The 24652-nt window shown below is 61.5% G+C and carries 25 protein-coding genes; 8 read left to right on the forward strand and 17 right to left on the reverse strand.

The features are described from left to right. The first annotated feature begins 5 nt into the window (after window positions 1–5). The 4 genes from EDC35_RS08030 (at window position 6) to EDC35_RS08045 (ending at window position 4399) form a co-directional block, all read left to right on the forward strand. Complete coding sequence (locus EDC35_RS08030) at window positions 6–854, forward strand: HDOD domain-containing protein (RefSeq protein WP_132976711.1); 849 nt, start codon at window positions 6–8, stop codon at window positions 852–854. A 48-nt stretch (window positions 855–902) separates the two neighbouring features. After that, window positions 903–1916: a class 1 fructose-bisphosphatase gene (locus tag EDC35_RS08035; protein WP_132976712.1), complete on the forward strand. Its 1014-nt coding sequence runs from the start codon at window positions 903–905 to the stop codon at window positions 1914–1916. Between the two features lie 90 nt (window positions 1917–2006). Continuing rightward, complete coding sequence (locus EDC35_RS08040) at window positions 2007–3683, forward strand: sensor domain-containing diguanylate cyclase (protein WP_132976713.1); 1677 nt, start codon at window positions 2007–2009, stop codon at window positions 3681–3683. Continuing rightward, on the forward strand, window positions 3680–4399 hold the full coding sequence (locus EDC35_RS08045) for a Crp/Fnr family transcriptional regulator (RefSeq protein ID WP_132976714.1): 720 nt from the start codon (window positions 3680–3682) through the stop codon (window positions 4397–4399). The genes EDC35_RS08040 and EDC35_RS08045 overlap by 4 nt, the downstream gene beginning before the upstream one ends. A 236-nt stretch (window positions 4400–4635) precedes the next feature. On the opposite strand, the gene EDC35_RS08050 is transcribed toward EDC35_RS08045, so the two are convergent. The 6 genes from EDC35_RS08050 to EDC35_RS08075 all read right to left on the reverse strand — a co-directional run bounded on the left by EDC35_RS08050 (window position 4636) and on the right by EDC35_RS08075 (window position 9985). After that, window positions 4636–6540 carry a putative bifunctional diguanylate cyclase/phosphodiesterase gene (locus EDC35_RS08050; protein WP_132976715.1) on the reverse strand — a complete coding sequence of 635 codons (1905 nt, stop codon included), beginning with the start codon at window positions 6538–6540 and terminating at the stop codon, window positions 4636–4638. Next, window positions 6541–7383, reverse strand: coding sequence for an HDOD domain-containing protein (locus EDC35_RS08055; protein ID WP_132976716.1), 843 nt, complete (start codon window positions 7381–7383; stop codon window positions 6541–6543). Window positions 7384–7396: 13 nt separating this feature from the next. Further along, window positions 7397–7705, reverse strand: coding sequence for a hypothetical protein (locus EDC35_RS08060; RefSeq protein ID WP_132976717.1), 309 nt, complete (start codon window positions 7703–7705; stop codon window positions 7397–7399). 72 nt (window positions 7706–7777) lie between these two features. Then, on the reverse strand, window positions 7778–8662 hold the full coding sequence (locus EDC35_RS08065; protein ID WP_132976718.1) for a phosphoribosylaminoimidazolesuccinocarboxamide synthase: 885 nt from the start codon (window positions 8660–8662) through the stop codon (window positions 7778–7780). A 57-nt stretch (window positions 8663–8719) separates the two neighbouring features. Then, window positions 8720–9037 carry a BolA family protein gene (locus tag EDC35_RS08070; RefSeq protein WP_132976719.1) on the reverse strand — a complete coding sequence of 106 codons (318 nt, stop codon included), beginning with the start codon at window positions 9035–9037 and terminating at the stop codon, window positions 8720–8722. 93 nt (window positions 9038–9130) lie between these two features. Beyond that, window positions 9131–9985, reverse strand: a complete 855-nt coding sequence (locus EDC35_RS08075) for a hypothetical protein (RefSeq protein WP_132976720.1) — start codon at window positions 9983–9985, stop codon at window positions 9131–9133. 219 nt (window positions 9986–10204) lie between these two features. On the opposite strand from EDC35_RS08075, the gene EDC35_RS08080 reads away from it, so the two are divergent. Further along, window positions 10205–10492, forward strand: coding sequence for a hypothetical protein (locus EDC35_RS08080; protein ID WP_132976721.1), 288 nt, complete (start codon window positions 10205–10207; stop codon window positions 10490–10492). 14 nt (window positions 10493–10506) lie between these two features. On the opposite strand, the gene EDC35_RS08085 is transcribed toward EDC35_RS08080, so the two are convergent. From EDC35_RS08085 to EDC35_RS08115, 7 genes are all read right to left on the reverse strand, one after another. Then, window positions 10507–11361: a hydrogenase expression/formation protein gene (locus EDC35_RS08085; protein ID WP_132976722.1), complete on the reverse strand. Its 855-nt coding sequence runs from the start codon at window positions 11359–11361 to the stop codon at window positions 10507–10509. A 213-nt stretch (window positions 11362–11574) separates the two neighbouring features. Next, a complete protein-coding gene (locus tag EDC35_RS08090; RefSeq protein ID WP_132976723.1) occupies window positions 11575–11868 on the reverse strand; it encodes a HypC/HybG/HupF family hydrogenase formation chaperone in 294 nt (97 codons plus the stop codon). Then, window positions 11868–12506: a HyaD/HybD family hydrogenase maturation endopeptidase gene (locus EDC35_RS08095; protein ID WP_132976724.1), complete on the reverse strand. Its 639-nt coding sequence runs from the start codon at window positions 12504–12506 to the stop codon at window positions 11868–11870. Before EDC35_RS08095 ends, EDC35_RS08090 begins: the two co-directional genes overlap by 1 nt. Then, entirely contained in the window at window positions 12503–13195 is a 693-nt protein-coding gene (gene cybH, locus EDC35_RS08100; protein ID WP_132976725.1) for a Ni/Fe-hydrogenase, b-type cytochrome subunit, read from the reverse strand. Before cybH ends, EDC35_RS08095 begins: the two co-directional genes overlap by 4 nt. 225 nt (window positions 13196–13420) lie before the next feature. Then, window positions 13421–15211, reverse strand: coding sequence for a nickel-dependent hydrogenase large subunit (locus EDC35_RS08105; protein ID WP_132976726.1), 1791 nt, complete (start codon window positions 15209–15211; stop codon window positions 13421–13423). Continuing rightward, complete coding sequence (locus EDC35_RS08110; protein WP_132976727.1) at window positions 15208–16311, reverse strand: hydrogenase small subunit; 1104 nt, start codon at window positions 16309–16311, stop codon at window positions 15208–15210. The genes EDC35_RS08105 and EDC35_RS08110 overlap by 4 nt, the downstream gene beginning before the upstream one ends. A 177-nt stretch (window positions 16312–16488) precedes the next feature. Continuing rightward, a complete protein-coding gene (locus EDC35_RS08115; protein ID WP_132976728.1) occupies window positions 16489–18114 on the reverse strand; it encodes a bifunctional aminoglycoside phosphotransferase/ATP-binding protein in 1626 nt (541 codons plus the stop codon). 119 nt (window positions 18115–18233) lie between these two features. On the opposite strand from EDC35_RS08115, the gene EDC35_RS08120 reads away from it, so the two are divergent. Further along, window positions 18234–18434 carry a YgaP family membrane protein gene (locus EDC35_RS08120; protein WP_132976729.1) on the forward strand — a complete coding sequence of 67 codons (201 nt, stop codon included), beginning with the start codon at window positions 18234–18236 and terminating at the stop codon, window positions 18432–18434. A gap of 214 nt (window positions 18435–18648) precedes the next feature. After that, window positions 18649–19539: a 23S rRNA pseudouridine(2605) synthase RluB gene (rluB, locus tag EDC35_RS08125; RefSeq protein WP_132976730.1), complete on the forward strand. Its 891-nt coding sequence runs from the start codon at window positions 18649–18651 to the stop codon at window positions 19537–19539. Window positions 19540–19574: 35 nt separating this feature from the next. Here rluB and EDC35_RS08130 read toward each other — a convergent pair whose 3' ends face one another. From EDC35_RS08130 to EDC35_RS08145, 4 genes are all read right to left on the reverse strand, one after another. Continuing rightward, complete coding sequence (locus EDC35_RS08130) at window positions 19575–20096, reverse strand: flavodoxin (protein ID WP_132976731.1); 522 nt, start codon at window positions 20094–20096, stop codon at window positions 19575–19577. A gap of 77 nt (window positions 20097–20173) precedes the next feature. After that, window positions 20174–20491, reverse strand: a complete 318-nt coding sequence (locus EDC35_RS08135) for a c-type cytochrome (protein ID WP_243651532.1) — start codon at window positions 20489–20491, stop codon at window positions 20174–20176. Window positions 20492–20534: 43 nt separating this feature from the next. Beyond that, entirely contained in the window at window positions 20535–21314 is a 780-nt protein-coding gene (locus EDC35_RS08140; protein ID WP_132976732.1) for a hypothetical protein, read from the reverse strand. 299 nt (window positions 21315–21613) lie between these two features. After that, window positions 21614–23656: a TonB-dependent hemoglobin/transferrin/lactoferrin family receptor gene (locus EDC35_RS08145; RefSeq protein ID WP_132976733.1), complete on the reverse strand. Its 2043-nt coding sequence runs from the start codon at window positions 23654–23656 to the stop codon at window positions 21614–21616. A 486-nt stretch (window positions 23657–24142) separates the two neighbouring features. On the opposite strand from EDC35_RS08145, the gene EDC35_RS08150 reads away from it, so the two are divergent. Next, window positions 24143–24601: a hypothetical protein gene (locus EDC35_RS08150; RefSeq protein ID WP_132976734.1), complete on the forward strand. Its 459-nt coding sequence runs from the start codon at window positions 24143–24145 to the stop codon at window positions 24599–24601. Window positions 24602–24652 lie beyond the last annotated feature (51 nt).

Here is a 24652-nt window from a genome sequence, read left to right on the forward strand (position 1 = left end):
AAGGCGTGAGCGAAAAATCACTCAAGGATCGAATTGAAGAACGCTACGCGACCGACAGTCTGCAACTGCCGGTCTTCAATCGCGTGGCGCTGGAGCTGCAAAAGCTCAGACAGTCTGACACTGTGTCCATGAACCGCATTGCAGACCTCATCATGAAGGATCAGTCGCTGGCGAGTCGTGTGCTGCGTCTGGCGAATTCATCCTTCTATGGCGGACTCAGGCAGATCGATACCGTCAGCGCCGCCGTGGTGCGGCTGGGGATGGAGCGGGTCACCAATCTGGCGATGGTCGCCTCTCAGCTCATGGCGCACAGCGCACAGGTCAGGGTGATCGCACCCTATCTGCCAGCACTCTGGAACCGCTCCTTCGCCTGCGCGACGGGGGGGCGCTGGCTGGCGGAGCAGATCGGTTACGCGGCGCGTGCCGAAGAGGTCTTTCTGGCCGGACTGCTGCACGACATCGGCGAGCTTTATCTGCTCAAGGTGCTGGAAAAGCTGGCGCAGGATCGCGACCAGCCCCTGGCGCTGACCGAGCCGCTGGTGAACGAGATTCTGGAGGCGATGCACAATGATCTGGGCTATCGGCTGATGCTCACCTGGGAACTGCCCGAGGTCTATGCCGGCGTGGCCCGCGATCATCATGCCGAGTCGTGCGACGAAGCCGACGTGCTGCTGATGATTACCCGGTTGCTGGACATCGTTTGTCATAAACTCGGCATCGGTCAGCCCGCCGACCCCGAGATCGAGCTGGCGGCCACGCTGGAGGCCCAGGTATTGGGTGTCAAGGAGATCAGGCTGGCGCAGTTGGAGGTCCTGCTTGAAGATGCAATGGAAGAGGCGAACGCCCTATTTTGACTGAGTTTTTTCGACTAACAAATCAAACAGAACGAGACGAGGATCGGCATGCATAACGGCACCAGCATTACCCAGTTCATCATCGAGGAACAACGCCACGTCGCCGGTGCGACGGGCGATTTCACGTCACTGCTCAATGACGTGGTCACGGCCTGCAAGGTCATCAGCCATCTGGTCAACCATGGTGCGCTGGTCGGCGTGCTCGGCAGCGCCGGCAGCGAGAATGTCCAGGGCGAGACCCAGAAGAAGCTGGATGTGCTCTCCAACGACATCTTCATCAAATCCAACGAATGGGCCGGCCATCTGGCGGCGATGGCCTCGGAGGAAATGGACGACATCTATCCCATCCCGAGTCAGTACCCGCGCGGCAAATATCTCCTGACCTTCGATCCGCTCGACGGTTCGTCCAACATTGATGTCAATGTCTCGGTCGGAACGATCTTTTCCATCCTGCGCTGTCCCGGCTGCGGCGCGAACCCGACCGAACGCGGTTTTCTGCAGGCCGGGACGCAGCAGGTGGCGGCGGGCTATGCGCTCTACGGCCCCTCGACCATGATGGTGCTGACCACTGGCAACGGGGTCAACGGCTTCACGCTCGACCAGAACATTGGCGAGTTCATCCTGACCCATCCGCAGATGACGATTCCGGCTGACACCCGCGAGTTCGCCATCAACATGTCCAACATGCGCTTCTGGGAGCCGCCGGTGCGGCGCTATGTGCAGGAGTGTCTGGACGGCAGCGAAGGCCCGCGCGGCGATGATTTCAACATGCGCTGGATCGCTTCGATGGTGGCCGAGGTGCATCGCATCCTGACCCGTGGCGGGGTCTTCATGTACCCCATGGATTCCAAGATGCAGGCGAAAGGGCAGGGCGGCAAGCTGCGTCTGCTCTATGAGGCCAATCCCATGTCGTTCATCGTCGAACAGGCGGGCGGGGCGGCCATTACCGGCACCGAACGCATCCTGGATTTGCAGCCTGAATCATTGCATCAGCGGGTGCCGGTGATTCTGGGCTCAAAGAACGAAGTCGAGCGGATTCAAGGCTATCACCGCGAGGATTGATCAGGTTCCGGGATCCTTGCAGATCCCGCATGACAGGTGGATCAGGAAACTCTAACATCGACACTGATCGAAACCAGGGATGTTTTGTCGATGGCGCTGTTCTCATTTGATATCCACACACTCATTGCGCTGCTGTTCATCGGCAACCTGATGTCGGCGATCATTCTCTTTGCCTACAAAAGCGGTGGTGTCACGGATCGGGCCTGCCTTCAGCGGCTGTACCGGATATTCGGCTGGATCTATGGCCTCTTCTGTCTGATCCTGGCCCTGGCGGCGAGTGCCGAACTGACGCCCGATGAGTCGGGGGATGCCGTCCAGGCGCTGGCATTTCTGATGATGTATCTCTTCATGCTGGTGGGCGGAACCGGCTTTCTGCTGCTGCTCAAGGAGCGGGATGATCGTCGCCTGAAAACGGCTTACGACGCATTGGCCGAACGCGAGAAGCAGTTGCGCATGCAGGCGCTGGTGCTCGATCAGATCCAGGACCAGGTGACCATCACCGATCTGAACGGCATCGTCACCTACATCAACCGCACTCAGGCGCGCGCGCTGGGCACGTCGCCCGACGCTCGGGTCGGGCAGCATGTCTCCAGCTATGGTGATGGGCAGCAGGCCGACGCGACCCAGCAGGAGATCGTCGATGCCACGCTGACCCTGGGCGCCTGGCGTGGCAGGGCGGTGAATGAGTGCGCCGATGGTTCTCAGGTCATCCTTGATCTGCGCACCACGCTCGTCAGGGACGAAGCGGGCGAGCCTGTCGCCATGGTGGGCATTGGCACGGACATCAGCGAACGGCTGCAAACCGAACAGATATTACGGACGAGTCAGCGTCAGCTTGCCGACATCATCGATTTTCTCCCCGACGCCCTGCTGGCCATCGATCAGGACAAGCGGGTCATTATCTGGAACAAGGCGATTGAGACCATGACCGGCATTCCGGCGGCAGAAATGCTCGGGCGGGGTGACTATGCCTACACCATCCCCTTTTATGGCGAGCCCAGATCCCAGTTGATGGATCTGGTCTTTCTGGATCATCCCTCCAGCGCCATCATGAACCGCTATGCCAATGTCACCCATGAGGGCGACACGGTCGCGGCGGAGGCCTTCTGCAATGCACTCTATGATGGGCGTGGCGCCTGGATTTTTGCCAAGATCTCGCCGTTGCGCGATATCAATGGGCAGATTGTGGGTGCCATCGAGATCATTCGTGACGTCACCGAGCGCAAGCGTCTGGAAGAGGAGCTGCGCCGTCTGGCGACCCAGGATCCCTTGACCGGGCTGCTCAACCGGCGTCATTTTTTCATCCTGGCCGAGCAGGAATATGAGCGTTTCCTCCGTTATCAGCGTCCATTGGCGCTGTTCATGGTGGATATCGATCATTTCAAGGCGGTCAATGATCGTTATGGTCATCTGATCGGTGATGAGGTTTTGCGGGCCGTCGCCAGCCGGATCCGGAGCGGCTTGAGACAGGTGGATATTCTGGCCCGCTATGGCGGCGAGGAATTTGTCATCCTGTTGCCGGAAACCGATCTGGAGACGGCGCGTGCCTTGGCGGAACGGCTGCGGATTTCTGTCACTGAACTGCAGATCGATACCAAAGAAGGAACGGTGTCGGTGACGCTCAGCCTGGGAGTCGCAGCCATTTCCAATGGCATCTCGATATCCTTCGAGCAGTTGCTTGATGTGGCTGACCGTCTCCTGTATCAGGCCAAACAGGCCGGGCGCAATCGGGTCGAGGTCTGGGATGTCGGGGTGGAGTCAGCATGATCGATGATTTACGCCGCGCGCCGCTGCTCTCGCGTCTCGCCCCCGCACAACTGGAGCGTGTCAGCCGGCAGGCCGCGCGTGTCAGACTGGATGCGGAGCAACTGCTCTTCAGTCAGGGCGATTCCGCCACCCGCTTTTATCTGCTTCTGACGGGTCAGATGCGGCTCTTCCGGCTCTCGCCCGAGGGCGCGGAAAAGGTCATCGAGATCGTCAATCCCGGTCAGACCTTCGCTGAGGCGCTGATGTTTCTCAATGCGCCACGCTATCCGGTCTGCGCCTCCGCACTCGCACCGTCCGAGCTGATCGCCATCGACGCCCGCGATTTCGCTGGCATGCTGCGCGAATCGGTGGACACCTGCTTTCTGCTGCTCGGCGCGCTGAGTCAGCGGCTGCGCGGACTGATCGGCGAGATCGATGATCTCACCCTGCATACCGCAACCAGTCGCGTCGCCCGCTATCTGGCGGCGAAGATGCCCCCGGACGGTCACACTCTGGAGCTTGATGTGCGCAAGGGTGTGCTCGCCTCACGGCTCTCGGTGCAGCCGGAGACCTTTTCGCGGGTCATCAAGTCACTCAGCGGTCAGGGTGTCATCCGCATCCAGGGCAATCAGATCACGATCCTGGATCCAGCGGCGCTGCGGACGGTCGCCGAACTGGGCGACACCCTGGAACCCGGTCCCCTGTCCATCGGCACGCTGGGGTCGCTGCGGCCTTAGGTGATTTCCTGAAAACAATCTACCCACGGAGAGGTCGTGAATGGACAGGATTCACAGGATTTTTCAAGATTGACAGGATAAATAAAACAATGGCTTGTCTCCTGTGAATCCTGCGAAATCCTGCTCATCCTGTCCATTTGGCACCTTGATTCTGGTAGAAACTTTCCCGGAAACCACCTTAAACCGCGTCCGGTCTGAATGCAGATCCGTCGAGTCCGTGGGAGGATCCTCGTCGGTCATCGGAAGTAGCAGTCCTGAAACGTCTCGGGCGAGACCGGACGGCCAAGATGAAATCCCTGTCCGGCATGACAGCCGTGCTGTTGCAGGAACTGCAACTGCGCGGCCTCTTCAATTCCTTCGCCGACCACTGGGTAGCCCAGCTGCCGGGCCATGGACAGGATGCTGCCGGTGATGGCCTCTGCCGCCGGACTGTGCGCCAGGTCTTTGACGAACTCGCGATCCAGCTTCAGGCCGGAAATGGGGAAATTCTTGATCGATTTCAGGGATGAATAGCCGGTGCCGAAATCGTCGATCCAGACCTCGAAACCGGCTGCCCGCAGTGCATTGATGTTGGCGAGCGCCTGATCTTCGTTGTGTGCAATGGCCGTTTCGGTGATCTCGATATGTATCCGGGCAACCGGAATGTGCGACTGGTCGAGGATATGGCTGAGCCTCGGGGTCAGATCGGCGCGACTCAACTCAATGGCCGACACATTGATGGAGAGCGGGATGGGCGGGAATCCCTGGGCATCCCAGACATGGATCTGGCGGCAGACCCGGCGCAACACCCATTCACCGATCTCGACGATCTGGCCGCTGCTTTCGGCGATGGGGATGAAGGTCGCGGGCGGCAGCGGCGCGTCGTCTCCGATCCACAGACGCAGCAGCACTTCGGCGCCGATCAGGGTCTGGTCGTCGAGACGGAACAGCGGCTGGAAGTGCAGCACGAACTGATCTTTGCGCAGCGCCTCCTGCAGGAGCGATTCGGTGCGCAGATGCACTGACCCGGTTTCATTCCAGGCGGACTCGTAGACCGCATACTGATTGCGCCCTGCCAGCTTGGCGCGCTTGAGGGCCGTATCCGCGCTGCGCAGGAGTGCCTGCGCCGATGGCGTGCCGGCCTCGTTGTCCAATGAGGCGACGCCGATGCTGACCGAAAGATGGAGTCTGGAGTCGTTCTGGCGGAACCCGTCGGCAAGATGGCTGTGCAGGTGGGCGGCGATGTCCGGCAAAAACTGCGGATAACGCATATGCGAGAGCGCCAGCCCGAATTCGTCGGCGCCGGTGCGGGCGAAACAGAGATCGCAGTCGGCGATTCCAAGCTCATCCTGGATGAAGCGGGAGCGCAGCGCGCCATCCAGCCGCTGGGCGACATCCCGTAACACCTGGTCGCCCGTTTCGCAGCCGAATTCGCGATTGACGCGGTGAAAGCCGTCGATGTCCAGCAGAATGACGCCAACCCCCAACGGCGACACGTCCTCGGCCACGGCCCGTCGCAGGAAGCGGATGAAACGGGTGCGATGCGCCAGACCGGTCAGGTGGTCCGTCGGAATGATGACCTCATGACTCAGAAGAGGGGTATTGAACTGCGCCAGATCCTGGTACGCAGGCGGTTGGCCGTCTTCGGTATCGCTGTGCAGGCGACTGAGGCTCAAGGCCGCCAGATCGGCCAAAGCCCCCAGCGGCTGGTGCAGCAGGGCAGGGATCCGGCGTTCCACCCAAACCACCATGCCATCGATCCGTCTGGGGGTGGCGAGACGTTGCAACAGAGAGGTCTGATCCGGCACATCCGTCGCGTAACCGTGACTGTGCTGCAAGGCCCGGGCAAAGCAGCCGGAATCGACCAGGTGTTCCGTCAGGGCGTGCATGGATTCCCATGCGGTCATGGGCGAGCAATGGATCAGCTCGAAACAGGCATCGGGTTGGCGTAGCAGGATGCCCATGCTGGCCGAGGGCAGCAGGAAGCGTGCGGATCGATCCAGGGCATTGCACAGCTCGGTAAGCGTGCGGCAGGCAGGCAGACGGGTGATGGCCTCGCGCAGGATATCGAGTGCGAGTGGATAGAGATTCGGTGCACTGTGGGAGAATTCGCCGGGGGATTCGGAGGGGGACAGAAGCGGCGGACGCATGGCGGGATTCATTTAATGCTCCAGAAAAGCGGAGACGATATCCCGCGTGGCAAAGATGGTGACCTCGCTGATGGCCGGCAGATCCTCGACCGCCAGGCCCGTATTCAGCCAGGCGGTCTCGTTCAGCCAGGGGGCATAGCGTGTTCCGCCGGTCCCGATGCGCAGACTGTTGACGATCAGATCCGCGATATGCGTGACGGCGGCTTCCGCTGGCCAGGAGTGGTCGGCGGGCGCGCCATGGTGCAGCGCGGCGGCAGAACAGTACATGGCCGGAATATCCCACCGTTCGAGTAAGGCCGCGCCGATCAGGGCATGTGTGGCGCCGAATAACGGTTGCTCCAGCTCCCACAGATGACCCTTGCGGTCCCGATGGGCCAGCAGGATGGCGCTCATGGCGTGGGGCTCCAGGATGAACAACGGCAGGCGGCCGATGTCATGGAGCAATCCGGCCAGATAGTAATGCTCGGTTTCTTGCAGTCCGGTGCGGCGGGCGATGGCGCGCGCGGCAATGCCGCAGGCAATACTGTGTTCCCAGAAGGAGCGCATCGACACCGCGCCCAGCGGTAGATCCTGAAAGACTGAGATGATGGAGGTGGCCAGAATCAGGTTGCGCGTTTCGGCGGTGCCGATGACGGTCAGGGCGCGCAGGACGCTGTCCACCCTGGCCGGAAGCCCGTACAGTGCGCTGTTGGCGACCCGCAGCACGCGGACGGTGAGTGCGGGGTCGGCTTCGATGATGCGGGCCACGACCTCCAGCGACCCGTGCGGATCGTCCATCGCTTCACGGGCGCGGTGATAGACGGAGGGCAGTGAAGGCAGCTCGCCGAGGCGTTCAAGGATGTTTGACGCACGCATCGACAGCTCCCCGTCAGCGGTTACAGAGTGCGCGTTCCAGACAGATCTGGTAAAGCGCCTGGACGGCGGGATGGTCGGGATTGCTCAGACTGAATTGCGCATCGAGCAGCTCGCGCAGTTCCATGACAACCGCCGGATCCCGGCTTGGAATGGGCGTTGAAGTCTCGTCCGACGCAATGGCGATGTCCTGGATGCCCCAGGACTTGAATGCCTTGAGATGGCGGTCGGTGATCAGAACGCCGGCGCGGACCAAAAGACAGCCATGCGGATCATGGATATCCCTGGCGAGTCGCATGCCCACGGCGATCTGATCCAATTGCATCCGCGTTCTCCGATCCGGTTGAGCCGAGTGAACGTCAGACGCGCTGCTGTGCATCTGACGTCATGCTATCGGCTAAGGCTGTGTCAATCGCTGCTCGGCTTCCCGGTATTTGGCTGCCGTGCGCTCGATGATCGTCTGCGGCAGTTCCGGGCCGGGCGGGGTCTTGTCCCAATCGAGCGTCTCCAGATAATCGCGCACGAACTGCTTGTCGAAGCTCGGCGGACTGGTTCCCGGGCGGTACTGGTCGGCGGGCCAGAAGCGGGATGAGTCCGGGGTCAGCACCTCGTCGATCAGATGCAGTCGGCCCTGATCGTCGAGTCCGAACTCGAACTTGGTGTCGGCGATGAGGATGCCGCGTTCACGCGCATAGGCGGCGCAATCGGTATAAATCGCCAGACTGATGTCGCGTACCTGACCGGCCAGTTCAGCTCCCAGCAGATTGACGATGTGATCGAAATCGACGTTCTCGTCATGATCGCCCAGCTCGGCCTTGGTCGAGGGGGTGAAGATGGGCTCCGGTAGCTGGTCAGCCTGACGCAGTCCGGATGGCAGGGCGATGCCGCAGACCCTGCCGGTCTGCTGATAGTCCTTCCAGCCCGAGCCGATGAGATAACCGCGCACGATGGCCTCTACCGGCAGCGGCTTGAGACGGCGCACCACCATGGCCCGATCACCAAGCTGCGCGAGCTCGGCAGGGTCGGTGACGACGGCCGCGACCGGCGTCTGAGCAAGATGATTCGGTATCAGACTGGCGGTGCGCGCGAACCAGAAATGGGAGACGCGGGTGAGCACCTCGCCCTTGCCAGGGATCGGCTGCGGCAGCACGACATCGAAGGCCGACAGCCGGTCAGTGGCGACGATCAGGAGCCGGTCGGCGCCGACCGCATAGATGTCGCGCACCTTGCCGCGTCCGATCAGCGGCAGACTGGAAAGATTGGATTGATAGAGGGCTGGCATGATGATTGATTCCGAATCGACAAGACTGAGAGTATATCGACTGGCTGTCGTCTCAGCCTAACCCAGTTGCGAGCCGCCGAGGCAGGGCGGCGACGTGGGCGTCGTGCCACCCTTCGCGTGCCATTCATCGGGCGTCCAGGTATGGAGCGTCAGCGCATGCAGGCCATTTTGCAGTTCCGCATCGAGCAGTTGATTCAGACGCCGATGACGATCGATCAATGGCAGGCCGATAAAGGCATCGCTGACCGCCAGCACCTTGAAATGCGACTCGGAGTCGGCTGGTACCGCATGCATGTAGCTTTCATCGACGACATCCAGATGCGCCGGGCTCAGTGCATCCCTGAGCTTGATCTCGATACGTTGTTTGCGATTCATGCTGTGATCTCCGCGTGTTGGGCTCGATGAGCCGTGGGTCGCAAATGTCATCCTGTTTCGGGTTTGCCTTCCTGTTGAGGGATGACGGACGGATCAACTGCCTGACAGCTCGATGTGCTCTGCCAGCAGCAGAGTCTGGGATGCTTCGATGATCCGGGTCAACTGTTCGCCGCGCGCCGGGTCGGCGAGCGCCCGCCGGTCGATGACTTCGATTCGGCCGTAGAGACTGAGTTGCAGGTGTTCGACAGTCCGGACATGACGTTGCAGATCGTACAGGATATGCGCGAACTCGCTGCGCGTCGGGGCGCTGCCGAGGGTGCGAAACAGCTCGCCCAGCGCGTCGAAAAGTGGTTCGGCATGGGAGTCGAGAGCGAAATCGTCCGGTCGCCAGATGATCTGCCGCTCCGATGAGCGCCCGATCCAGATGCGGAAGCTCTCTTTCTGCAGGGCGTGATAAAGTGGATCCCCGGCGATCAGAAACAGGATCAGATGGCGCGGATTGGCGACGTAACGGCCATCGCGCACGTTCCAGATCCGATGCGTGATCAGGCGCTGGATACGCATGTGTTCGCGGAAGTCGGCGGCGTGCAACTGGTCAAGGATCAGTGCCGTGGGTTCGCCTTCGCTCTGGGCGCAGGCCTCGCTGACGATGCGGTCCAGCGGATCGATGGGGGGCTCTTCCCGTCCCATCTCGTCGCAGCCTGACGGCAGGATCACGTCCGGCAGTGGTGGATGTTCGTCGGTGAAGTCGTGATAGAGGATGTGCGGGAACTCCAGCGCCTGGGCGAGCGCATGCGCAAAAGCCGTCTTGCGGCGTTCGCCGTCCCCTTCGATATTGAGCGTGCGGATGCCGCGTGTCGGGCTGTCGAGCAGACAGCGCAGCGGGAAATCGTAGTCGTCGTTCGACTCGAATCCGTATTCCGCCAGTTTTTCGCGCAGGTTCGACATGCTTCGCAGCATAACCGGATCGGAGGATGGACCCAAGGTGTCGGCAGTCTTGCCGAGCATTGAAAAGCGTGACCTGGTTCGCAAAAACGATTGCGGCGCTGGCTATCCTTATTGAGCAACCACTTGAAGAACTTGAGCCATTCGTCAATCTGTTATGGCCAGGTTAATTGGACACGACGATGGCGCTCCAGGCGATCTCAACATTCAGGAGTTGGCGCCATGCTTTCCCTGCTCGAAAACGATTTTCCGCATATTGTCAAGCGCCTGCACGGATGCTGGGGCGATCCGGAATCTTTCGATCTGATGTTTGCCGACCTCATGCTTGACCGGCGCGGCGGTCGCGCCGGCTGGCCCTTCGATGCCTGGCAGGATCTCGTTTTTCTCCAGGAAATCCACGATCTGGCTTATGGCGTGGCGAAGAGTCGCGTTCTGAATGCAGCCAGCGGCGGCGCGCGTCAGGAGCAGGATGATTGCCCGGCTGATTACAACTGGATCTATGGCGAGTGATGTCAGGGGCGGGTTCAGCGCAGAGCCTGGAGGATCTCGACCAGACGGGCGGCGCTGTCTTCGATGTCCTCCTGAGCGGCCAGCGCCGCTGCGGGAATATCCACGATCTCGATGCTGTTGAGGATGAGCCGGTCGTCCGAATTGAAATGCTGTACCCACCAGCAGTGCTTTAAGGCTGTCGCCGTGATCCGGCAGTTGCCATAGCCGCGCGAGAGGATGGTCAGGGCGCCGGGGCCGAGCTGCTGCTCCAGATAAGTCAGATCCGACGCCGAATGGGGCAAAAGGGTCAGGTTGACGACATGGGGCGGATCGCCGGGCTGCCACGGTGCGACCTGCGCATTCAGTTCGGCCAGAATCGAGCGGGCCGTCAGGACGTCCGCCGGGGGCTGCGCGTCCGCCATGATTTGAGTTTTTGCAGGATGAAAGGCCATCTCGCGCACATCGCCGGGGATGTCCGCCACCTCGATCACATCGCGCGTGAGCTGTCCCGACGCATCATGCGACTGAACCCGCCAGACGCCCGCCAGCCGGGTTTCCTGAATCCGCAGTGAACCGGTCGTGAAGAGAATGCTGACTTCACCTTCGCCGAGCGCCTGACTGACCAGCAGGCGGTCGGACTCGGACAGCGACAGCAGATCCAGCGCGGGCGCAGGTTCCAGCACGGAATAGTGTTGCAGTTGCGTCAGCAACTGCTCCAGAAGACGCAGCCCCACTGCACAATCGCCCAGTTCATCCGCTTCGGGCAGACGGGGCGGCTGGTAGGTCTGCATCACCTTTGGCAACGGAAGACAGGCCAGTTCCGCGCCATCGTCTTCCGCTGGCTGCGAACCGGGGCCGAGCGTCAGGTTCGGGATGTCGAAGGGATGCATGGGGAAACTCCTAAAAGTCGTCAGTTAAACCGCGCCCAGTGCGGCATGCGGTGTTATTGGTTTGGATCGACTTTGGCGGCATCGACGACCATGATCGCTGGCGCGGTTTAAGGTGTTGAAAAATTTAAAATACTAAACCGCGTCCACCGAACATCTTGGTCGCCGCCAGGCTTGCTTTCGCTCGAAAAGATGCCCGTCGCTTCCGAACGCGGTTTAGGATCTGAGGTGTTCCGGGAGCCGAGGTTCGCGGTCGATGAGATCGGCAAAGAGATGATCCACCGGCTGTCCGTCGAGCGCGACCTGCATGGCGACCAGCGCATCGCGTACCCGCAGGGCATGGGTGGGGTCCATGACCTCACGCGCCGCGCCGAGAAAGACCAGCACCCAGGCGCCCGGCGGCTGGTCGCCGACCAGTTGCATGTCCACCTGCTGGCGTTCGCCGCCATCGTCGCACCAAGCCCGGATGGGGCCGGATTCGATGACCTGCATCGGAATGCCGATACACATCAGCCGACCGCCCGCCGCGCCAGCACGCGCGGATCGCCGATGCGGCACGCCACTTCAGGACTTGGTCGATCCGCTTCATAACGGTCGAGATGCAGAGATGGATGGGGCATGTCCTGATGCATGTCCGGGGTGTCTTCGACCCTGTCCCAGTGCACGCCAAATCGCCCCAGATAATCAAGTGCGGCGGCGATGGCCGGCTCGATCCGGGCCTTGATCTCAGGGCGCAGACTGCCGCCGAAGTCGTCCAGTTCAACCGGCTGCACGCCGATCAGGAGCAGATGGCGCGGGTAATCGCCGAGCAGATCGGCCAGCGCCAGCACCTCCTGGAAGCCGGTCTGATGCAGGCTCATCTTTTTGGCGCCCATGAATCTGGGCACCTCATCATCTTCGACCAGTTTGAGCGTGCCGGGCGGCAGGCCGTAGTCGATGGCGTCGAACACCACCAGCACCTCGGCCCAGCGGATGTGATCCACCAGATAAATCCCCTGGGTGCCGCCATCCAGCAGACGCACATTGGGTCCGAAGCGATAACGGCCTGCAAGCGCCTCGACCACCCGCACGCCAAAGCCTTCGTCGGCCCAGAGGACGTTGCCGATGCCGAGCAGGAGGACATTGGGGTCAGACGGCGCCTCACTCATGGGCGATCATCCTTGAACATGCGCCAGCCGCTGATCATGGTACTGATCAGGCTCTGGCGCGACATGATGTCCTCGCGGATGGCGGTGTAGACATGCAGCATGACGAAAACGACGATGATCCACATGCCCCAATGGTGCCACATGCGCACATCCTGGCTCTGGCCGACGAAGGGAATGACCCAGCCGAAGAGTTCGTCCTGCCAGCTCCCGAGCCCGCTCTGCTCGGAATAGAGCGCCAGGCCGGTGACGATCATCACCAGTCCGCCGACCGTGATGATGACGACCATGAACAGATGCGCGAGTGGGTTGTGACCGATGTATTTGCGCGGCTCCTTTTCGAGAAAGGCGTACCAGCGGAGCTCATGCGCCAGTTCGCTCCAGAAGCGTCTGCGCCAGAAGGGCAGGGAGAACAACTGACGGGAATAGCTGTTCCCGACGAAGGCCCAGTAGATCCGAAAGAGAAAACCGACGATGAAGATGTAGGCCGCCGCGAAATGGAAGAAGCGGATATAACCCATCAGATAATGATCGCTGGCCTCGCCGGGCAGGGTCGGGAGCGGGCTCCCGATCAGATAGCCGGTGATGGCCAGGATGGTGATGGAAAGCGCCGTGACCCAGTGCCAGATCCGCACCGGGGCCTGATAGACGTAAACGGCGGTCTGCTTGACCGTTGGGACGCCGGTATACATGAAATCAGCCTCCGAGTTGGAAGATTGAGGGGGTTTGAACCGCCAAGGCGCGAAGAACACACCGGTTATGGACAGGATTAACAGTACGATTCAGGGTTAACAAGATTGAAAACAATGGCTTGAAAAATCCTTTCCATCCTGGGAAATCCTGTTGATCCTGTCCAAATATATTTCTCAGCGTCTTTGCGTCCTTCGCGCCCTGGCGGTTCAAAAACTCAAGACATTTCAGCGAACCTTCACCCGCGTCAGTTCCTCGCCATCCGGGCTCATGACATGGGTCGAGCAGGCCAGGCAGGGGTCGAAGCTGTGCAGGGTGCGCAGGATTTCCAGCGGCTGATCGGCCACCGCCACCGGCGTATTCAGCAGGGCCGCCTCGAAGGCGCCGATGTTGCCCGCCGGATCGCGCGGCGAGCCGTTCCAGGTGGTCGGGACCACGGCCTGATAGTTCTCGATCTTGCCCTCTTTGATGACAATCCAGTGACCCAGCGCGCCGCGCGGAGCCTCGGTGGTGCCCACGCCCCTGGCCTCTTTGGGCCAGGTTCGGGGCTCCCACTTCTCGATGTTGGCGGTGCTGCTGTCGCCGTTCTTGAGATTGGTCATCAGCTTGTCCTGGAAATAGCGCATCTTGTGCGCCGCCCAGGAACCTTCCAGGCCGCGTGCGGCGGTGCGTCCGAGGGTGGAGAAGAGCGCCTCGACCGGCAGTTGCAGGTCGGTCAGCACCTTTTCGACCGGCTCCTTGAACTCGGGGATGCCCTTGGCATAGCCGATCACCCAGCGCGCCAGCGGGCCGACTTCCATCGCGTGGCCGTGCCAGCGCGGCGCCTTGATCCAACTGTATTTGGCGGCCTCGTCGATTTCCTCGATCCGGGTATTGCTCCCCTTGGTGTTGGGACCGAGCACGAAGTTGGGCTCGGTGACGCCATCCCAGGGATGCAGCCCTTTCGATTCGTCCTGATAGCTGAACCAGGAGTGGGCGACAAATTCCTGGATCTGCTCCGGGTCGCGCAGATCGACATCATGGATCTCGTTGAGATTGCCGTTGACGATGGCGCCGCGCGGCAGCATCTGGTTTTCGGCTGAATCGTCGTTGGCGCGGTCCGGGATGTCGCCATAGGACAGGAGCGCCTGACTGCTGAGTCCGCCCCCATAGGTCCAGTCCTTATAGAAGGACGCGATGGCCAGCAGGTCGGGGATGTAGACCTTGTCGATGAACTCGATGGTGCGGTCGATAATGGATGAGACCAGATTCAGCCGCTCCATGTTGACCGCACCCACGGCGCCGGTGTCATGGATATTGATGGCGCAGGGCACGCCGCCGACCAGCCAGTTCGGATGCGGGTTCTTGCCGCCGTAGATGGTGTGGATCTTGACGATCTCTTTCTGGAAATCGAGCGCTTCCAGATAGTGCGTCACCGCCATCAGGTTGGCCTCCGGCGGCAGCTTGTAGGCCGGATTGCCCCAGTAGCCGTTCATGAAGGGGCCGAGCTGACCGGATTCCACGAAGCGTTTGACGCGGTTCTGCACATCGCGGAAATAGCCGGGCGAGGACAGCGGCCAGTCCGAGATCGACTGCGCCAGCGCCGAGGTCGCCTTGGGGTCGGCCTTGAGCGCCGAGACCACGTCCACCCAGTCGAGCGCATGCAGATGATAGAAATGCACCAGATGATCATGCGCCTGGAGTGTCAACTGCATGATGTTGCGGATGGAATTGGCGTTCTCCGGGATCTGGATCCCGAGCGCGTCCTCGACCGCCCGCACCGAGGTCAGGGCGTGGGTGCCGGTACAGACACCGCATATCCGCTCGGTGAAGGCCCAGGCATCGCGCGGGTCGCGTCCGCGCAGGATGACTTCGAGACCGCGCCACATGGTGCCGGTGGAGACGGCGTTGCGGATGACATTGTTTTCGTCGAGATTGACCTCGCAGCGCATGTGACCCTCGATGCGGGTCACTGGATCGACGACGATGCGTCGGCCCGATGTGTCAAGCTGGAAGCCGTTGGGTGTCTGGACGCTCATGCCTTGTCATTCTCCTCATGGCGCGCGTTGTTTTGATTTTTCTGCTTGCTGCGCTGAATGGCGCTCACCGTCGCGTGTGCCGCAATCGCTGCGCCGACCGTGCCGGCGGCGGCAATCCCAACCTTGTCGGCGTTCGCCTCAATGCCGAAGACGCGGGTGTCGGTGACATGATCGTAGAAACCGCCCTTGTCCCAGAAGCCGTCCTCGGAACAGCCGATGCAGCCGTGCCCTGACTGGATGGGGAACGACACCCCATTGTTCCAGCGCACGGTCGAGCAGGCGTTGTAGGTCGTCGGTCCCTTGCAGCCCATCTTGTAGAGACAGTAGCCCTTGCGCGCGCCCTCGTCGTCCCAGTCCTCGACGAACTGGCCGGCGTCGAAGTGCGGGCGGCGGTAGCATTTGTCATGGATGCGCTGGCCGTAGAACATCTTGGGCCGGCCCTGACGATCCAGCTCGGGAATGCGGTCGAAGGTCAGCATGTAGGTGATGACGCCGGTCATGACCTCCGCGATGGGCGGACAGCCCGGCACCTTGATGATGGGTTTGTCATGGATCAGCTTGTGAATCGGCGTGGCCTGGGTCGGATTCGGATGAGCGGCCTGGACGCAGCCCCAGGAGGCGCAGGAACCCCAGGCGATGACGGCCTGACAGTCAGTGGCCATCTCGCGCAACTGCTCGACGAATGGCCGACCGCCGATGAAGCAGCTCATGCCGTCCTGGTTCAGCGGCGCGTTGCCTTCGACAGCCAGGATATAGTTGCCTTTGTATTTGGTGCGGATCTCATCGAGGATCGCCTCGGCCTGATGTCCGGCGGAGGCCATGATGGTGTCGTCGTAATCCAGCGAGATCATCGACAGCACCACGTCCGACACCAGCGGGTGTGCGGAACGGATGAAGGATTCGGAGCAGCAGGTGCACTCCAGGCCATGCAGCCAGATGACCGGGGTGCGCGGTTTGGTCTCCATCGCCTGCACGATCTGACCGGTCACGCCCGGGGCAAGCCCCAGAGATGCCGCCGTCAGACTACAGAATTTGAGAAAGCTGCGACGGGTGACGCCCTGTCGGCGCATGACCTCATAGAAGGTTTCTGTCGTTGCCATGATTGACCCCAGTTGACAGCCTGAGCGGGTTGAGCAGCGTGATCGCGTGAGCCACGCGAGCAGGGCATTAAACGCAGCGACGGCAAAAGCCGCGCCGAATTTATTACTGAACTATTATTTTTATTATTGGATTACTGGATATTGCGTGCGGGATCATCGCCAAATTGCCAGTTCCCGTCAAGAATCCTTCAATCCGGCAAGACGCTGCTTGTTGTGGCGGGATGCAATCGAGGGGGCGTCCGTATCCAGGCCCAGCGCCGTTTTGATTTGTCTCAGGATTTCATGAAACGGCGGCGTCCGGCTGGTATCGATCAGGATGGCCTGAAGCCGTTCCTCGTCACTGAGCCGCTCCTGACCGGCGTACTGGCGTTCGAGTACCGCGAGATCGGCCTCGGAGGCGTCCGTTCCGGCTTTGAGTCGTTGCTGTACCCGCTGCCGCAGCACGTCCAGCGGTGCGTCGAGCGCAAGGATCGCGAATGCCGCACCGCGTCGATGAGCCAGATGCAGAAACCGCTCGCGCCGGCTGCGGGTAATGAAGGTGGCGTCCACCAGCACGTCGTAACTGCTCGCGAGCGCCGCATCGGCCAGACGATAGAGCCGGTCATAGGTCCAGTCGGTCGCACGCGGGAAATAGATTCCCGAGTCGATGTGAGCCAGCGATCTGGCGGTTTCGTGCAGACCGAAGAGACGTCTGCGCTCCACGTCCGAGCGCAGATGGATCAGCGGCAGGGCTTCCCGCAACTGCAACGACAGACGGCTCTTGCCCGAACCGGACAGACCGCAGGCGATCAGCAGATGCGCGGGACGGGGGTGGGTATAGGATTCGGCCAGCGTCAGATAGCGCAGGCAGTCGTCGCGCGCCACGCTGGCGGCAGCGGGATCCAGATCCGACTGTCCCAGACGGATCGCCAGCACCTTGGCCCTGACCAGGGCGCGATAGACCTTGTAGAAATCGAGCACGGCCAGCGCGCCATAATCGCCACTGCGTTCCAGATAGCGGTTGAGAAAGATCCGTGCACAGACCGTTTCGCCCGCCTGCTCCAGATCCATGACGAGAAAGGCGATCTCGCTGGCGGTGTCGATCCAGCGCAGGTCGGGGTTGAATTCGATGGCGTCGAAAATGCGAATCTCGCCATCGACCAGCGCGATGTTGCCGCGATGCATGTCGCCATGACATTCGCGCACGCAACCCTGCTGGCGTCGCCGCTCGATGATGGCTGTCAGTCTGTCGTGGCGGGTGCGGGTCCAGTCCTCCAGCCGCTCCAGTTGCGCCTGCTGTTCCGGGAAGGTCTGCCGCACCGGGCGCAGATTGTCGAGCATGGGCGTCAGCACCCGAGCCGGCGAACCGAACGGATCCAGAGGGTCGGCGGCCGGGATGTCCGCATGGAAATCGGCGACCGTCTCGGCCAGACGGGTCATGAGATCGCCGGAGACTGTCTGGCGATCCAGCAGCGACTCCTGCGGAAAACGCTTCATTTTGACTGCGTATTCCAGCACCGGGCCGATGCCGCCGATGCGGGGCGTCTCCGGTGTCCCGGCGATGGCGACCACATCAAGATAGAGGTCGGCAGCCAGTCGCCGGTTGAGCCGCAGTTCCTCTTCACAGCAGAAACGGCGACGCTCCAGGGTGGCAAAGTCCAGAAAGCCGAGATCGAGTGGTTTTTTGAGCTTGTAGGCGAAGTCGCCGGCCAGCAGCACATGCGAGATATGGGTCTCGATCTGCACCACCGGCGCGGCCGGATGAGGATAGGCGTCCGGTTGCATCAGACCTTTGATCAACAGCGGAAAATCGTTGGCTTCCATGGAATCTGTCGCCTGTCTCGGCCCGTTCGATTAAGGGCGTGATCGAACTCATTCATCGGCTCTGATGTTAAGATCCGCCCCATCTGCCGCATCATCACACCCCAAGTTTAGAGGTTTCCATGTCCATCGACCGGATCGTTTTCGCCGTTGCCGGCGCCTTCATCCTCATTTCCGTGGCGCTGGCCCATTTCGTCAGCCCTTACTGGCTCTGGTTCACCGTCTTTGTTGGCGCCAACCTCTTCCAGTCGGCCTTTACCGGCTTCTGTCCGCTGGCGATGATCCTCAAAAAGCTGGGCAGACAGAGCGGGGCGGCGTTTTAAATCGTCTTCCTGAAAGGCCCATACCTGTGTTCGCTAAAAATAGACAGGATTAACAGGATTCTTCAGGATGAACAGGATTAAATACAATTGGTTAAAAATTCTGTCTATCCTGGGACATCCTGTTAATCCTGTCTCATTGATGGCATCTTGCTAAACGATCACCTCGCTTGCCCCCTTCACCGTTTTTTCAGATTTTCATACCGGAAACAACCCGATGCCCAACAGCCGCCGTCCCCCCCTGTCACACGCCACCGAGGAGCCGATCCGGCTCCAGAAACTGCTGGCCGAGGCCGGTCTGGGCTCGCGCCGCGAGATCGAGGGCTGGATCAGCGAGGGCCGGGTGCGGGTCAACGGGGATCTGGCCAAACTCGGCGACCGGGCGACCACCGCCGACCGTGTCCGGCTCGACGGACGCGATGTGAAGCTCAAGCGTCAGCGCGAAACCCTGCCGCAGGTCATCGCCTATCACAAGCCCGAGGGTGAACTGGTGACCCGGCGCGACCCCGAGGAGCGCCCGACCGTCTTCCGCCGTCTGCCGCGTCCGAAAGAGGGACGCTGGATCGCGGTCGGTCGGCTCGACATCAATACCTCCGGGCTGATTCTCTTCACCACTGACGGCGAGCTCGCCAACCGGCTGATGCATCCCTCACGCGAGATCGAGCGCGAATATGCCGTCCGCATTCTCGGCGAGGTCGCACCCGGCACCCTGGAGCGTCTGACGACCGGCATCGAGCTGGAGGACGGCCCGGCCAAATTCGACGCCGTCACCGATCAGGGCGGAACCGGGGCCAATCACTGGTTTCATGTGGTGCTGCGCGAAGGGCGCAACCGCGAGGTGCGTCGTCTGTGGGAGGCCGCCGGCTGCACCGTCAGCCGTCTGATCCGCATCCGCTACGGCAATATCGAACTGGGCCGGCGACTCTTCACCGGCAACTGGCGTCCGCTGACCGAAGAGGAACAGACCACGCTCATGGGTCAGGCCGGACTCACCGCGCCCGGCAGGCCGCGCCCGCGCAAGGTCGGCCCGAAACCCTGGCAGCCCAAGCCGAGCGGTGCGCCGAAGCCGGGCACTGGTTCCAAATGGGGTCGGGGATGGTCGCGTTAAGGTGAATTCCAGGCAATGCGGACTCCCGCACCCGGCTACGCGGAGCCGAGCAGTGCGGGCTTGATGTCGGCGATCCAGGTCGAGAGCCGGCTGTCGGTCAGCTCGGCCTGATTGTCGAGATCCAGGACCAGACCGCAGAAATGGCCGTCGCCCATGTCGCCCCGCGAGAGCGCGTGGTCGTAGCCCGCAACCGGCCAGAAGCCCACGATGTTCGCCCCGCGCGATTCCAGTTCCTCGTAGAACATGCCGAGTGCATCGACGAACTCATGCGGATAACCGACCTGATCGCCCAGGCCATAGAGTGCGACCGTCTTGCCGTGGAAATCGATCTCGTCGAGTTGCGGCAGAAAGTCCTGGAGGGTTGCGGGATATTCGCCGTCGCCGGCAGTCGGTGTCCCGAAGATCAGCGCATCGTAGCTGCCGACCAGATCGGCCGTCGCCTTCTCGACGTTGCAGATCTCCACCACGCCCTCGTCGAAGTAGTCGCGTTGAATCCGCTTGGCGATCTTGCGCGTGTTGCCGGTATCCGTCGCGAAAAAGAGTCCGATCTTGCTCATGATTAGCTTCACCTTGGTTGGACGATTGGCGTCATCCGCCGTGATCCACCCCGGCTGTTATGGCCGGGGTGCAGCGGTCAGAGGCTCAGAATCCAGGTCACCAGCGTCTTGATGTCAGCCTCGCTGACGGCGACGTTCGGCGGCATCGGGATCTGACCCCAGACGCCCACCCCGCCCGCCTTGACCTTGGCCGCCAGCGTCCCCGCTGCGGCGGCGTCACCCTTGTACTTGGCAGCAACGTCTTTGTAAGCCGGGCCGACGATGGCGGCATCGACGCTGTGACAGACGGTGCAGCCGCTCTTCTGAGCGAGCGCGAGATCGGCGACGGCGTTCTGGGCGGCCATCGCGGCCACAAGACCGATGCAGGCGCGTCCGATGAAATGGGTCAGTTTCATTGCAGGCTCTCTTGATATGGAATACAGATGAAAAGCATTATCATTATATTCCCGTAGGCGCTGCATGCTCAATATCCGTTTTGCTGACCCGATCCCGGAGGTTGGACGCCATGGCCGGATCCGGGATCCAGGCATCCGCGAAGTCGAGCGGGCCGCTGAGACTGCCACGGCGAACCGGCCGGTCGCTCGCGACGCCCTGGAGACGCACGATCCAGCGCCAGTCGGCAGCGGGCGCGGCGGCATTGCCGGCGAGTGCGGCGCCGTGGGGTGGAAGGCTCGGCTGCGGAGTCAGTCCCAGCCGTATCCGCTCCGCTGGGGTTTGCACGATCCGGTCTGTATCCAGACCCAGGCGCGGCATGACATCGGCCGCGCGCAGCCGGTAGCCGTTCGGCCCGAGCCAGGAGCGGTTGCCATCCGCCCGCCAGTCCGTCGTATCCAGCGTCCAGGTCACTTCGACCACACAGCCCTGTGTCGGGCACTTGCCCACCTGAATGGCGAGATGATCATGCTCGACCTCAAACGCCGCCCCCCGGCATTGGACGGTTGCCTTCAGATTCTCGACCCCCGGCGGCAGGGCGGCGTGCAGAATGCCGTTGTCGGTGCGGGCGCCGACCATGATGAAGAGTCCGTCGAGCCGGTGTTCCTGCGGACGCACGCTCAACTGAACCCAGCCGCTCTCCACCGAGAACAGGGACGCCTGCGGGAGCCAGCGGCGCTCCCAATGCGCGTTCGCGATGAGGGTTGGATCGATCGTCGTCTCGGCCATCGCCGTCGCATGGCTGTCGCGGGAGACGCCTTTGGCGTGCAGGACGGTCGTGATCATCAGGACCATGCTCAGTGAACCGAGGACAAGCCACGGCGTCGTCCCCGATGGGGCTGGCGTATGACGCGGAGAATCGGTCCTGGCAGAACCCTGAATGGAGTGATCGTCGTGTCGAGACATGCCATGCACCTCAGTGAAAACGGTGAAGAAGGTGAATGGCTGCTCGCGCCCGGATCGCAGCGAGTGCGCGGGGGCAGAGTGGCTTAAAGATGAGAATGGTTCTTGTTAAATTGTAGCGCGATCAGATGACGCCGGGAAGCCCGGCGGACGCCCGCGAGGGCGATCCGTCGTGGCGGCGTTCAGAACCGATAGCTGACGGCGGCCTTGATGTTGCGACCGGGTGCCTGGAGTGACGAGAGGTAGGGCTGATAATCCTCGTCGAACAGGTTATCGACACCCAATTCCAGGCTGAATCCGGCGAGCCTGTCCGCCGGCTTCCAGGTCAGCCAGAGGTCGTGGACATCGTATCGGTCGGACGGTGTGCCATCTGCCGGCACCTCGTTCTGCGCGGCGACGAAGCGTCCGGTCCAGCCGACGCGGACGCCCTGAGCCGGGAAGCGCAGCCCCGCCTCCAGGGTCCAGGTATCGGGCTGAACGCTGGAGAGCGGCTCGCCGGTGCGGTCATCCTCGCCGCGCGTCTGCGCGTAGGCGATGCCCGCCCACCAGCGCGGCGTCTCGTAGTCGGCCTCCAGCTCGAAGCCTTCCAGCCGGGCATCGCGCACGTTGCGGAAGCCGGTGACGCCGCCCATGCCTCTGTTGCCCGCCACCGGGCGCATGGTGAAGTTGACGATCTGGTCAATGAAATCGGTCACGTCATTGCGGAAGACACGCGCCTGGAAACGGCCCTCGTCGCCGCTGGCAAACAGATCCTGATCGCGCAGACGCAGACCGATCTCCTTGTTGTGCGCCTTCTCGGGGTCGAGATCCGGGTTGGGGACGAAAAGATTGGCGCAGCCGCGCCCGCAGGTGAAGTGGGTGCCGGAGACAAACAGCTCGGTCGCGCTCGGGGCGCGGAAGGCTTCGGTATAACTCGCCTGGAATGACAGCCAGTCGTTGGCGGCGACATCCAGACCGAGCTTGGCGGAGAAGGCATCGTCTTCGTTGGTGTCCAGATCCCTGGCGTCGGCCTCGCTCTTGAAGCTGTCCCAGCGCAGTCCGGGAACCAGGGTCCAGCGTTTGGCGATGCTGATTTCGTCCTGGAGATAGAGCCCGAACACCTCGCTCCTGCCATCCGGGTAGCTGTCGCGCGGCTGGCCGTCACGCTCCCCCTCCACCTCGTCCTGGTAGTAGTCGAGACCATAGGTCAGGACGTGCCCGAACCGCTCCGGGTCGCCGAGTCGCGTGCTGTTGCGCAGATCGAGCCCCAGGGTTTCCAGGCTGGTGTCATCCCGGCGACCGTCGAACAGCCGCCGCTCCTCAATGTCCGTCGTGTTGCGGTAGAGGAGCAGGGACGGGCGCAGATAGGCGTTGTCCGCGTCTTCGTGGCGATAGGTCAGGGTCAGATTCTGCTGACGGGTGTTGTTATCGACCAGGGTGTCGTCGGTCGCTTCGATCTGCGGGTTGGACGGGATGGCGCCGTCCTGATCGAAGGCCATGAACGAGAGTCCGAAGCTGTTGATCCCGTCCGGGCTCCAGGTGCCCTTGGCCAGCCCCGACAGACGCTCGAAGGCCGAGTTGCTCAGATCCGTACCGTCGCCGAGCCGCACATCGCCCGCATCCCGATAGGCCAGATCGACCAGATAATCGAAGCGACCGTCCGCCGTTATGCCATAGACCCCGGCGTTGGTCAGCCACTGGTCGCTGCCGTCCTGATAGCCGAGTTTGACCCGTCCGCCGAAGGTCTGGCCCGCACGCAGCAGATCGGCCGCGTCCAGCGTGCCGAGCGCGACCACGCCGCCCATGGCGCCGCTGCCCCAGAGTGCGGACGCCGGCCCGCGCAGCACCTCCACCTGCCTCAGCAGATCCGGCTCGATGAAGATCCGGGTGCTGTGGCCGCGCACGAAGTTCTGCCGCGCCCCATCGATCAGAAAGAGGATGCGCTCGTCCGAGAGCCCGCGGATCGTCACCGTCTGGCCCTGACCGCGCGGCCCGCCGCCGACAGCGACGTTCGGCAGATCCTCCAGCAGATCCCCGAGATTGGTCGGCTGCTCGCGCTCGATGACCGGGCGGTTGAGCACACTGACCGATTCAGGGATCGAGAAACTGTCCCGGTCGGTTTTGACCGCCGTGACCTTGATCGCAGGCAGGCCAACTTCGGTCGAGTCTTGAGCGAGGCTCGGGCAGACGGGCGCAAGGAGCGTCAGACCGAGCAGGAAGGAGCGTCGTGGCGAACGGATGGACATGGTTGCTTACCTCTGGCGGTTTGTCCGGGCCGCTCGCTGATCCTCCCGCGCCGGAGGATTGGCTGGCTGTTCGTGTCTTGGGGTTCAGTGGTGTGGTTGGATGATAATACGAATGACTCTCAAAATTCATTCTGTCTGATCTGGGCGCGGAAGAGGTGCGGTGATCGTCTTGCGCCGGGGGCAGGCGGGTGATAAAAGGCGCAAAACGCTTACGGTTCGTGTTGTTTTGAGCGCGCGATGGATCGATTCTCTGACTCTGCGTTTTCAGCCGCGCGCTATCTGTTTGCGATAGATACGGGTTCGGGGCCGTTGGTCGTCACGTTGGGGAGCGGGGTAATGATGTGTCACATCGTGACCGGGATCTCGTCGCAGTGAAGACGCTGCGGTTTACGCGAAGGGGTGCTACGGGGTTAGATAGGCTGCTGTCTAGTACCCGAATATCTTGAAGGCGTCTAAAAAAAATTGTATGCCAGGGGAGAGTAACTAATGCCGAAGAAAATCGCTCCAGCAGCCATACAGGCGTTGAAGGAGGCGTTAACACTCGTCTACTGGTATAAGTCTGAGCTACGTAGTTTTCTGTCGCAATGTCTCTCTGATTCTCAAGTGTTGTCCCGGCTAAACTGGGATGACTACAAGCGAAATATTGTTGTGACCTTGGTAGATCATCTGGCAAAAAACGAGGAAATTTATCAGCTAGATTTAATTCGTCTTATGTCAGAGGTTTGCCAAGTTAGTGATTTTTCTCACCTCAAAAAGCTAGAAGAGGGCGCGAAGAAGGCAAAGGATGCTGAGTCAGCAATTAAAGCACTTCGCGCTCAATTAAAAGGCTATCAGGATATTGAGCAAGAGCAGAAGCGAGCTGAGGAGCGTCGAAAGCAAGCCCATGAACGACTGATGAAAGTATACCGCTCTCATTTGAGTTTTTCGCCGACAGGCATTTTGTGACACATCAACCGGATCTGTAGAATCTTCGCCATGTCTGACTACTGTCTCACT

This window comes from Thiobaca trueperi, from assembly GCF_004342175.1.
GTDB lineage: Bacteria > Pseudomonadota > Gammaproteobacteria > Chromatiales > Chromatiaceae > Thiobaca > Thiobaca trueperi.

Excerpts from the sequence above, each read along its gene's own strand:
- EDC35_RS08035 (WP_132976712.1), top strand. The coding sequence starts at position 903 with ATGCATAACGGCACCAGCATTACCCAGTTCATCATCGAGGAACAACGC.
- EDC35_RS08040 (WP_132976713.1), top strand. The coding sequence starts at position 2,007 with ATGGCGCTGTTCTCATTTGATATCCACACACTCATTGCGCTGCTGTTC.
- EDC35_RS08045 (WP_132976714.1), top strand. The coding sequence starts at position 3,680 with ATGATCGATGATTTACGCCGCGCGCCGCTGCTCTCGCGTCTCGCCCCC.
- EDC35_RS08050 (WP_132976715.1), bottom strand. The coding sequence starts at position 6,540 with ATGAATCCCGCCATGCGTCCGCCGCTTCTGTCCCCCTCCGAATCCCCC.
- EDC35_RS08055 (WP_132976716.1), bottom strand. The coding sequence starts at position 7,383 with ATGCGTGCGTCAAACATCCTTGAACGCCTCGGCGAGCTGCCTTCACTG.
- EDC35_RS08060 (WP_132976717.1), bottom strand. The coding sequence starts at position 7,705 with ATGCAATTGGATCAGATCGCCGTGGGCATGCGACTCGCCAGGGATATC.
- EDC35_RS08065 (WP_132976718.1), bottom strand. The coding sequence starts at position 8,662 with ATGCCAGCCCTCTATCAATCCAATCTTTCCAGTCTGCCGCTGATCGGA.
- EDC35_RS08070 (WP_132976719.1), bottom strand. The coding sequence starts at position 9,037 with ATGAATCGCAAACAACGTATCGAGATCAAGCTCAGGGATGCACTGAGC.
- EDC35_RS08075 (WP_132976720.1), bottom strand. The coding sequence starts at position 9,985 with ATGTCGAACCTGCGCGAAAAACTGGCGGAATACGGATTCGAGTCGAAC.
- EDC35_RS08080 (WP_132976721.1), top strand. The coding sequence starts at position 10,205 with ATGCTTTCCCTGCTCGAAAACGATTTTCCGCATATTGTCAAGCGCCTG.
- EDC35_RS08085 (WP_132976722.1), bottom strand. The coding sequence starts at position 11,361 with ATGCATCCCTTCGACATCCCGAACCTGACGCTCGGCCCCGGTTCGCAG.
- EDC35_RS08090 (WP_132976723.1), bottom strand. The coding sequence starts at position 11,868 with ATGTGTATCGGCATTCCGATGCAGGTCATCGAATCCGGCCCCATCCGG.
- EDC35_RS08095 (WP_132976724.1), bottom strand. The coding sequence starts at position 12,506 with ATGAGTGAGGCGCCGTCTGACCCCAATGTCCTCCTGCTCGGCATCGGC.
- cybH (WP_132976725.1), bottom strand. The coding sequence starts at position 13,195 with ATGTATACCGGCGTCCCAACGGTCAAGCAGACCGCCGTTTACGTCTAT.
- EDC35_RS08105 (WP_132976726.1), bottom strand. The coding sequence starts at position 15,211 with ATGAGCGTCCAGACACCCAACGGCTTCCAGCTTGACACATCGGGCCGA.
- EDC35_RS08110 (WP_132976727.1), bottom strand. The coding sequence starts at position 16,311 with ATGGCAACGACAGAAACCTTCTATGAGGTCATGCGCCGACAGGGCGTC.
- EDC35_RS08115 (WP_132976728.1), bottom strand. The coding sequence starts at position 18,114 with ATGGAAGCCAACGATTTTCCGCTGTTGATCAAAGGTCTGATGCAACCG.
- EDC35_RS08120 (WP_132976729.1), top strand. The coding sequence starts at position 18,234 with ATGTCCATCGACCGGATCGTTTTCGCCGTTGCCGGCGCCTTCATCCTC.
- rluB (WP_132976730.1), top strand. The coding sequence starts at position 18,649 with ATGCCCAACAGCCGCCGTCCCCCCCTGTCACACGCCACCGAGGAGCCG.
- EDC35_RS08130 (WP_132976731.1), bottom strand. The coding sequence starts at position 20,096 with ATGAGCAAGATCGGACTCTTTTTCGCGACGGATACCGGCAACACGCGC.
- EDC35_RS08135 (WP_243651532.1), bottom strand. The coding sequence starts at position 20,491 with ATGAAACTGACCCATTTCATCGGACGCGCCTGCATCGGTCTTGTGGCC.
- EDC35_RS08140 (WP_132976732.1), bottom strand. The coding sequence starts at position 21,314 with ATGATCACGACCGTCCTGCACGCCAAAGGCGTCTCCCGCGACAGCCAT.
- EDC35_RS08145 (WP_132976733.1), bottom strand. The coding sequence starts at position 23,656 with ATGTCCATCCGTTCGCCACGACGCTCCTTCCTGCTCGGTCTGACGCTC.
- EDC35_RS08150 (WP_132976734.1), top strand. The coding sequence starts at position 24,143 with ATGCCGAAGAAAATCGCTCCAGCAGCCATACAGGCGTTGAAGGAGGCG.